Genomic DNA, 9,908 nt, shown 5'->3' with positions numbered 1-9,908 from the left:
CACCCAGCAAGCCGCTGACCAGGCCTGTGTTGCCGGTCAGGCCGCCCAGCAGCCCCCCCGTTGCGCCGGTACTGCCCAGCACGCTGCCCAGTACGCCCTGGTCACCGAGCAGGCCGTCCACCACACCGCCCAGGCCCGCTGCTGCGCCGCCCGAGGTGGCGCCACCCAGCCCGGCCAGGACATCGTGTACGGCCGAGACCACCGGCTCCAGTGCCTGGCCCGTCTCCTGCGTCAGGCCATTGACCGCCGAGGTCACGACGCCCAAGGGGCCGCTGCTGGTGCTGGTCAGGTTGTCGACCACACTCGTCACCGGTGCCAGTACGCCGCTTTGCGGATCCAGCAATGTATCGACCACCGCGTTGACCGGCGCTGCGACGGTGCCGCCGACCAGGTCACCGACCAGGTTCTGCGCCGTGGTCACCATACCGTTGCCATCGGCGCCGCCGGAGCCATTGCCCAGCAGTCCGCCCAGCAGACCACCGTCACCGGTCAGGCCACCGAGCAGTCCACCTTCGCCGGTGATGCCGCCCAGCAAGCCGCCATTGCCGCCGACGACGCCGCCCAGCAGACCACCGTCACCAGTCAGACCGCCGAGCAGACCGCCTTCGCCGGTGAGGCCGCCCAACAGGCCGCCATTGCCGCCAACAACACCACCCAGCAGACCGCCTTCGCCGGTGAGGCCGCCCAACAGGCCGCCATTGCCACCGATGACACCACCCAGCAGGCCACCGTCACCGGTCAGGCCACCCAGCAGGCCGCCTTCTCCCGTCAATCCGCGCAGCAAGCCGCCGACCGCACCACCGGAGGTGCCGCCGCTCAGGCCCGCAATGACATCGTGCACGGCAGAGACGACCGGCTCCAGCGCTTGGCCAGGCACTTGGGTTAGGCCATTGGCCACCGAGGTCACGACGCCCAAGGGGCCGCTGCCGCTCTGGGTCAGACCTTCGACAATGCTGGTCACTGGCGCCAATACGCCGCTTTGTGGATTCAGCAGGGTATCGACCACCGCATTGACCGGCGCTGCGACGGTGCCGCCAACCAGGTCACCCACCAGGTTCTGTGCCGTAGTGACTACACCGCTGCCATCGGCCCCGCCGGAGCCGGAGCCCAGCAATCCGCCGAGCAGACCACCGTCACCGGTCAGCCCGCCGAGCAGTCCGCCTTCGCCGGTGATGCCACCCAGCAAGCCGCCATTGCCGCCGACCACGCCTCCCAGCAGACCGCCTTCACCAGTCAGACCGCCGAGCAGACCGCCTTCGCCGGTGAGGCCACCCAGCAAGCCGCCATTGCCGCCGACAACGCCGCCGAGCAGACCGCCTTCACCGGTCAGACCGCCGAGCAGACCGCCTTCGCCGGTGAGGCCACCCAGCAAGCCGCCATTGCCGCCGACAACGCCGCCGAGCAGACCGCCTTCACCGGTCAGACCGCCGAGCAGACCGCCTTCGCCGGTGAGGCCACCCAGCAAGCCGCCATTGCCGCCGACAACGCCGCCGAGCAGACCGCCTTCACCGGTCAGACCGCCGAGCAGACCGCCTTCGCCGGTGAGGCCACCCAGCAAGCCGCCATTGCCGCCGACAACGCCGCCGAGCAGACCGCCTTCACCGGTCAGACCGCCGAGCAGACCGCCTTCGCCGGTGAGGCCACCCAGCAAGCCGCCATTGCCGCCGACAACGCCGCCGAGCAGACCGCCTTCACCGGTCAGACCGCCGAGCAGACCGCCTTCGCCGGTGAGGCCACCCAGCAAGCCGCCATTGCCGCCGACAACGCCGCCGAGCAGACCGCCTTCACCGGTCAGACCGCCGAGCAGACCGCCTTCGCCGGTGAGGCCACCCAACAGGCCACCATTGCCGCCGATGACACCACCCAGCAGACCGCCATCACCGGTCAGGCCACCCAACAGGCCTCCTTCACCAGTAAGGCCGCCGAGCAAGCCGCCGACTGCGCCACCGGATGCGCCGCCGCTCAGACCTGCGACAACATCGTGCACGGCAGAGACGACCGGCTCCAGCGCCTGGCCAGGCACCTGGGTCAGGCCATTGGCCACCGAGGTGACAGCGCCGAGCGGGCCGCTGCCGGTATGGGTGAGGCTTTCCACCAAGCTGGTCACAGGGGCCAACGCGCCGCTTTGTGGATTGAGGAGGGTATCGACCACGGCATTGACCGGTGCTGCAGCCGTGCCGCCGACCAGGTCGCCCACCAGGTTCTGTGCCGTCGTCACTGCGCCGCTGCCATCGGTGCCGCCAGAGCCGGAGCCCAGCAGCCCGCCGAGCAGACCGCCGTCACCGGTCAGGCCTCCCAGCAGGCCGCCATTGCCGCCAACAACGCCGCCGAGCAGACCGCCTTCGCCCGTCAGGCCGCCCAGCAGACCGCCTTCACCGGTGAGGCCTCCCAGCAGGCCGCCATTGCCGCCCACAAGGCCTCCCAGCACGCCGCCGACCACGGTACCAATCAGGCCGCCGCCCAGTCCGCCGCCGGCACCACCGTCGCCGATGCTGCCCAGGCCGGCAATCAGCTCGTTCAAGGTACCGATGACGGGTTGCAGCCCTTGGCCTTCCACCTGGGTGAGGCCGCTGACCAACTGGGTCAATACGCCCAGCGGGCCGCCTTCGACCGAGGTCAGGCCTTCGAGCACCGAAGTCACCGTGGCCAGGGTGCCCGTGCCGGGGTTGAGCAAGCTGTCGAGCAGCTGGCCCACTGGCTCGGCGACCGTGCCGCCGAGCAGGCCATCGACCACATCCTGCGCCGTGGTCACCAGGCCGCCATCGGTCGCGCCGCCATCAGGGACCAGGCCGCCCAGCACACCGCCGACGATGCTGCCGATCAAACCGCCGCCCAAGCCACCGCCCAGGCCGCCTTCACCGATGCTGCCCAGGCCGGCAATCAGCTCGTTCAAGGTGCCGATGCCCGGTTGCAGGCCTTGGCCTTCGACCTGGGTCAGTCCGCTGACCAGCTCGGTCAGCACGCCCAGCGGGCCGCCTTCGACCGAGGTCAGGCCTTCGAGCACGGTGGTCACCGTGGCCAAGGTGCCGCTGCCGGGGTTGAGCAGGCTATCGAGCAGCTGGCCCACCGGCTCGGCGACCGTGCCGCCTAGCAAACCATCGACGACATCCTGCGCCGTGGTCACCAGGCCGCCATCGGTGGCGCCGCCACCCGGGACCAGGCCGCCCAGCACACCGCCGACGATGCTGCCGATGATGCCGCCTCCCAGGCCGCCTTCGCCCACATTGCCCAAGCCGGCAATCAGCTCGTTCAAGGTGCCGATGACGGGCTGCAGCGCCTGGCCTTCGACCTGGGTCAGGCCATTGACCAGCTCGGTCAATACACCCAGCGGGCCGCCGTCTACCGAGGTCAGACCTTCGAGCACCGAAGTCACGGTGGCGAGGGTGCCGCTGCCGGGGTTGAGCAGGCTGTCGAGCAATTGACCCACAGGCTCGGCCACCGTGCCTCCCAGCAGGCCATCGACAACCTCTTGTACCGTCGTCACCAGACCGCCGTCGGTCGCGCCACCGCCAGGCACCAGACCGCCGAGGATGCTGTCGACGATGGAGCCGATCAGGCCGCCGCTGATACCACCTTCACCAATGCTGCCCAAGCCGGCAATCAGCTCGTTCAAGGTACCAATCAGCGGTTGCAGTGCCTGGCCGTCCACTTGGGTGAGGCCACGGACCAACTCGGTCAAGACACCCAGCGGGCCGCCTTCGACACTGGTCAGGCCTTCGAGCAAACCGGTGACGGTTGCGAGCGTGCCATCGGTCGGGTGCAGCAGGCTGTCGATCAACTGGCCCACCGGCTCTGCCACCGTGCCGCCGAGCAAACCGTCCACCACGTCTTGCACCGTGGTCACGATGCCGGGGCCGTCCGTCCCACCGGGCGGTGTGCCGGAGCCGCCGCCCAGCAAGCCGCCCAGCAGACCACCCACGCCCGCCAGCAGCTCACCGAGCGGGCTGTTCTCACCGAGCAGACCGCCCAACACCTGGTTCACCAGACCGGGAATGCCTTCGGTCGATGTGGGATCGCCCAGACCTGCGATCAGCTGGTTGAGGGTTGCCACCAGCGGCTCCAGCCCTTGGTCCTGGATATTGACCAGGCCATCGACCAGCTCGGTCAGCACACCCAGAGGGCCACCATTGGTGTTCGTCAACTGCTCCAGCACGCTGGTTACCACCGCGAGGGTTCCCGTCGATGGGTTGATCAGCGAATTGACCAGATCCGTGACGGGCGCCACCAAGGTGCCACCGCCCAGCGCGCCCAGTACGTCCTCGACTGAGGTGATCAGGCCATGGCCGTCCGTAGGGTCGGTGGGGTTGGTTGGATCCGTAGGGTTGGTCGGGTTGGTTGGATTCGTTGGATCCGTCGGGTTGGTTGGATTGGTCGGGTTCGTGGGATCCGTTGGATTAGTCGGATTGGTAGGGTTGGTCGGGTCCGTGGGGTTCGTAGGGTTGGTTGGATTGGTGGGATCCGTAGGGTTGGTCGGGTTCGTCGGATTGGTGGGATCCGTGGGGTTGGTTGGGTTGGTCGGGTTGGTAGGATTCGTCGGATTGGTAGGGTCCGTCGGATTTGTTGGGTTGGTAGGGTTGGGGGGATTCGTGGGATCCGTAGGATTGGTTGGATTTGTGGGGTTGGTTGGATTGGTCGGGTTCGTAGGATCCGTGGGGTTTGTCGGATTGGTGGGGTTCGTAGGGTTGGTCGGATTCGTGGGATCCGTAGGATTGGTTGGATTTGTGGGGTTGGTTGGATTGGTCGGGTTCGTAGGATCCGTCGGATTAGTCGGATTCGTTGGGTTAGTCGGGTTCGTTGGATTGGTGGGGTTGGTCGGGTTCGTAGGGTTTGTGGGGTTCGTTGGATTGGTAGGGTTGGTCGGATCCGTGGGATTGGTCGGATTCGTTGGGTTGGTTGGGTTGGTGGGATCGGTGGGGTTGGTCGGATCCGTAGGACTGGTGGGGTCCGTCGGGTTGGTAGGGTTGGTCGGATCCGTGGGGTTGGTAGGGTTCGTTGGATTGGTGGGGTTGATGGGCGGCGTGCGGTCGTCGTCGTCATCGCCGCTGTCCAGCGCCGCAGCAATCAGCGCGCCGCCACCAATGCCGACCAGGCCGGCGAGCAGAAAATCGCCCAAGGTGGAGCCACCGGCTTCGGCCGTTTCCTGGGTCACCACCAGGCCCAAGGCGTCGGTGTCGTCACCGGCAGGGGCCACATCGACCTTGCCCGAGGCGAGGTCCAGCGCCATCGCGCCTGTGCCGTCGGCGCCTGCCTGGTAGCCCAGCGTGGCCTCGGTGCCACCTGCAAATGTGCCCACCAGCTTCTGGCCACCGGCACCGCTGAATTGCGCCTGCGCGCTGCCATCGGCGGGCACGATGATCTTGTCGCCCACTTGCAAGGCCGTGCCTGCGGGGGCCGCCATCGTCTGGCCGTCACGCACGATCTGCACGCCGGCGCTGGCCTGGGACAGCGTGGCAGGGGTGCCTTTGGCCGATGCGGCCATCGCTGCGCCACTGCCGGTTTGGGACGCCATGCCGTGGGTGGCCAGTGCAGCAACTGCGGTATTCGAGGGGAGGGCGGTGGAGGTGGTCATTTTCTCTGTCCTGTAGAAAATTGAAATATCAAACGCAAGGGCTCCGACTTGCCTCGCGAGGCTTATCTGGGCGGAGACTGTGCAACTTGCGTGCCATGGATTTGTTTTTTATCTGCGTTCATTTGGTATTTCATAAGTCATTGAAATTTATGAATAAATATATTTGCTTACGGATGGATTGCAGTTTAAAAACTATGGTTTGATCTGGCGTTTAAGCAATGTCCAATGTTGTTCCCTCAGGCGTTACGTAACGTTCTGCGGTTATGGCGGAGCATTTCTGTAAATATTTGCTGCTTGGTGTATAAATAGGATTTAAATCATGATCCTGTGGTATCCATAAAAATTTACATAATGAATCGGGTGGCGGGCTCGCATACTATTTCTGCTGTCTCTTGCCGCATCCGTGTTTCTCCTGGTCACTGCGGCGCCGGCTTAAAGAAGCTGTTCAAAGAAATTCGTTGTATTTCCCCTGATTCCATGACTTTTAAAAAGCCATCTATGCGCATCGCGTCTCGTCACTTCTCTCCCCCTCTCTGGTTAAGGCAGGCACGGTTGCCAAAGTTGGTGGCTGCGCTGTTCGCAGGCGGTACGGCGGTATTGCTGGCACTGCCCGCGCATGCCGTACGCGAAGTGGATGCGGTGGCCCAGCTGCTGGAGCAGGGCCAGACCGAGCAGGCAGCAGCGCAGGCCGACCAGTTTTTGCAGCTGAACCCCCAGGACGCCGAGATGCGCTTTTTGCGCGGCGTGATCGCCACCGAGCAAAAGCAGCAGACCCAAGCCATCCAGATCTTTTCGGCGCTGGCACGCGACTACCCGGCCATGCCCGAGCCCTATAACAACCTGGCCGTGCTGTATGCCGCCCAGGGCCAGGACCGCAAGGCCGTCGATGCGCTGGAGCAGGCCATCCGTGCCCAGCCCGGCTATGCCACCGCCTATGAAAACCTGGGTGATCTGTATGCGCGCATGGCCAGCCAGTCCTATGGCAAGGCCTTGGAGTTGGACAGCGCCCGCCACGGCATTGCGCCCAAGCAGGCGCTGATCGCGCAGATTGCGCCGGGCAGGCATGGGGCTGCGGTGCCAGTGACAGCGGTGGCAGCAGCCGCGCCGCCCGCCCCGGGCTTGACCCCGATGCAAGCTGCGGCTGCGGTACCTGCACCCGCACCTGCACCTGCACCCGAGCCTGTGCTGGCAGAGCGCATATCCTCGGCAACCCCGCTGCAGCTGGCCGCTGCAGAGGCGGCATGGTCATCGGCCAAGTCATCGGACAGGCCAGCAGCCAGTGCCGCCGCCAAAGCAAGCGCGGCGCCGGACGCCGCACCTGCCGCGACGGACTTGCAGACGCTGGATGGCTCCCCTGCCGCGGTGGAGGCCGCCGTGCAGGCCTGGGCCCAGGCCTGGGCCCAGCAAGACATGGATGCCTACCTGGCCGCCTATAGCCCCGCCTTCAAACCCGCCGATGGCAGCAGCTTGGCAGCGTGGAAGCAGTCACGCCGCCAGCGCATTGTGGGCAAGTCTGAGATCAGCGTGGCGCTCAGCGATGTGCAGGTGGCCGTTGACGGCGCCCGCGCCACGGCCCGCTTTGTGCAGGCCTATGCGGCAGGCGCGCTCAAGAGCAACTCCCGCAAGACCTTGGTGCTGCAGCCCGAGCAAGGGCAGTGGCGCATTGTGCGTGAGACCGTGGGGCGCTGACACCCCGTTTGAACAGAACAAGGCGCCTGCCCTTTTGGAGCAGGCGCCTTGGTTTTGAGGGTGCAAAGGGCCGTTACGCCAGGCGCTGCGGCTGCCGGGTACCTATGGCGCTTATGAGCGTGCCTGCGACAGGTTGGCGAAGCTCACCGCCGCGCTGATGGTGATCAGCAGCTGGCTGGCCACGCGGCAGTCGGTAACGGGCGCCTGCAGCGCGCCGCTGCTCCAGCGCTGGCGGCTGGCCTGCGTATGGGGCAGCCTGGGCCAGACCATGCGCTGGTAGCAGGTCTTGAACAGCGACTGCATGCCTGAGAAAAACTGGCTGCGCTGGGCATGGCTGGCAAACAGTGGTTTGCCGTGCTGCAAAGAGCATTCCATCAGCGCGGCCGACACCCAGGGCTCGGGGTGCAGCTTGCTGTGTTCCTCGTCCTGCGCCAGGGCCTGCAGCTGCTGCCAGGCGGCATGCAGCCATGGGCTGTCGCCGTCTGCAGTGGGGCTGCCAGTGGCAGCTTGCAGGTCCGAGGGCTGCTGCCCACTCTTTTGCAGGCTTTGCAAGGCCAGCTGGGCCCAGGGGGCGGTGGCACCTGCGCCGCGAGCGGCCTTGCCATGGAGCTGCTGCGACAGCAGGCCGATCAGGTCGCGCAGCGCGGTGGCGCAGCCGGCGCCCGGGTAGAGGTGGACATACTGCACCAGCACGATCAGGCTCATGGCCTTGAGCAGGTCGCTGCCGCATTCATGCAGGCTCCAGCGCTGCATCTGCTCGGCCTGGTAGGCAATGGCGCGGTGTATGGTCATCGACGAGCTTGGCGTCGGTGCGCTTTGGCGCTGGGTGAGCAGCAAGGCGTAGGTGATGCCCAGGTGGTCGACCAAGGTGCTGGCTTCGGGCCAGCTGCCGTCTTCGCTTTGGCTGCGGGCCAGCAGCTCCTGCGTGGCCTGGTAGATGGCCGAGGCCGCGCTGCCGTGGCTGCCCCGGGGTGCCGAGGGGTCGGGGCGGGGCAGGGTGCGCATCTCGCCGAGCGGGCTGATGTGCAGGCCTTCGAGCAGCAGTTGCCAGCGGCCCTGCGTGCTGGCGGGCACCGGATCGCTCAGCAGCTGCAGGCGGGCGAGCGAGCGCGTCATGCGGTGGCTGAGCAGGGCGAGCATCTCGGCGCGCTCCTGCGCGCTGTCGGCCAGGCTCCAGGACTGGCGCAGGTCGGACAGCGCATCCTGCGGGTCATCCCCGGGCAGCGGCAGCACGGCGGGCGCCCAGTCAATGCGCAGCTCCACGCCGGTGGCATTGAAGGCCCAGGCCCATTGGCGCATGCGCGCAGCGCCCTCCGTCCAGGCATCGGCAACGCTGGGCTGCTGGATGCTGAAGCTGGTGATGGGCAGGTTCTGCGCGGTGATGGTGAAGAACATCAGGCAGCCGTCATAGGGCTGGGGCAGATCCACCGCCTGCTGCGCCACAAAGCGGGCAGCCAGGCTCAGCTGGTGGGCCAGGCCGGGTGCGCAATGCACCTCCATGCACAGATGGCGCTCCTGCGCTTCGTCGAACAGCGTCTCGCAGACCTCTGGGCTGAGCAAGGGGGCGTTGTGGGTCATGTGCAGGTCTCCGGTCTGGGGGCTGGCCTCAAGGGCAAATGCCCAGGCCTTGTCTTTAGGAGTGCAACTCCTGTGCCAGCCTGCGAACCCGTTTCTGTTACATCTGTGAAATTTCAAAGTTTGTTGTTTTAAATGATTATTTTTAATTTTAGTAGCCTTTTGGTGCGGCGCAGGAGCCAGTTTTTCGGCCACTTGTTACGGAGGTGTTACGTAACGTTCTTGCTTTGTGCGGGGAGCGTTCCACCGCCCGGCAGCCGGCCCCTGGCGCAGGCAGGGTCTGTATAATCGGCCGGTTTTTGGCGCGCGCCAGGCGGGGCTTTTTCTGCCAACGGATGTGTGTACAGATACACAAGATTTCTGGCTGTTTTCTGCGGCTTTGGTCCACTGCAACGAGAAAATCCCCCATGCAAAGTGCTTTCCCAGCGCGCTCTACCCTGCGATCCCTGGTGCCCGTCCTTTTTCGCCAGCGCTGGGCGGCGGTCTGCGTAGGTGTGCTGATGGGTGGCGCAGCGCTGCAGGCGCAAGCCGCGCCCACGTCGCCTGCATCGCCTGCCGTGGCAGAGGTGAGCCAGTTGCTGCAGCAGGGCAAGGCGGCGCAGGCGGCCAAAGAGGCCGATGCCTATCTGCGCAAGCAGCCCGGCGATGTGGAAATGCGCTTTTTGCGCGGCGTGATCGCGACCGAGCAAAAGCAGCATGCGCAAGCGATCAAGATCTTCCAGGACCTGACCCGCGATTACCCCGGCATGCCCGAGCCCTACAACAACCTGGCCGTGCTGTATGCCGCCGATGGCCAGGACCGGAAGGCCGCGCAGGCGCTGGAGCAATCGATGCGCACCAACCCCAGTTATACGACGGCGCATGAGAACCTGGGCGACCTCTACGCCCGCATGGCCAGCGATGCCTATGCCAAGGCCTTGCAGCTGGAAGGCGCGCCCAAGCAACAGGGCCCCCAACTGGCGCTGATCACGCAGATTGTTCCGGCCTCACTCGCCAATGGAAAGAACGCGCTGGTGCAGGCCCGTGCCGATGTGCCGCCCAAACCGGTGGCGCCCCCGCCGCCAGCACCTGCGCC

At 66.0% G+C, this 9,908-nt stretch carries 4 protein-coding genes; 2 read left to right on the top strand and 2 right to left on the bottom strand.

The window, feature by feature from the left end; all coding sequences use genetic code 11:
• The coding region (locus H928_RS25670) for a hypothetical protein (RefSeq protein WP_021024874.1) at positions 1-5,569 on the bottom strand (5,569 nt) is incomplete at its 3' end.
• A 552-nt stretch (positions 5,570-6,121) separates the two neighbouring features.
• On the opposite strand from H928_RS25670, the gene H928_RS0101335 reads away from it, so the two are divergent.
• Positions 6,122-7,258, top strand: a complete 1,137-nt coding sequence (locus H928_RS0101335; RefSeq protein ID WP_239644869.1) for a tetratricopeptide repeat protein — start codon at positions 6,122-6,124, stop codon at positions 7,256-7,258.
• Between the two features lie 111 nt (positions 7,259-7,369).
• Here the strand turns inward: H928_RS0101335 and H928_RS0101330 are convergent, their stop codons facing one another.
• Complete coding sequence (locus tag H928_RS0101330) at positions 7,370-8,836, bottom strand: hypothetical protein (RefSeq protein ID WP_021024872.1); 1,467 nt, start codon at positions 8,834-8,836, stop codon at positions 7,370-7,372.
• Between the two features lie 446 nt (positions 8,837-9,282).
• On the opposite strand from H928_RS0101330, the gene H928_RS25665 reads away from it, so the two are divergent.
• Positions 9,283-9,908 (top strand): tetratricopeptide repeat protein (locus H928_RS25665; RefSeq protein ID WP_021024871.1); only part of this gene is annotated, 626 nt, incomplete at its 3' end.

Source organism: Comamonas sp. B-9 (assembly GCF_000410635.1).
Taxonomy (GTDB): domain Bacteria; phylum Pseudomonadota; class Gammaproteobacteria; order Burkholderiales; family Burkholderiaceae_C; genus Comamonas.
The sequence above is the reverse complement of the archived record's forward strand: the minus strand, read 5'-3'. Positions and strand labels throughout refer to the sequence as shown.

Bases quoted from the DNA above. Each gene is read 5' to 3' on its own strand.
- H928_RS0101330 (WP_021024872.1), bottom strand. From the start codon at position 8,836: ATGACCCACAACGCCCCCTTGCTCAGCCCAGAGGTCTGCGAGACGCTG.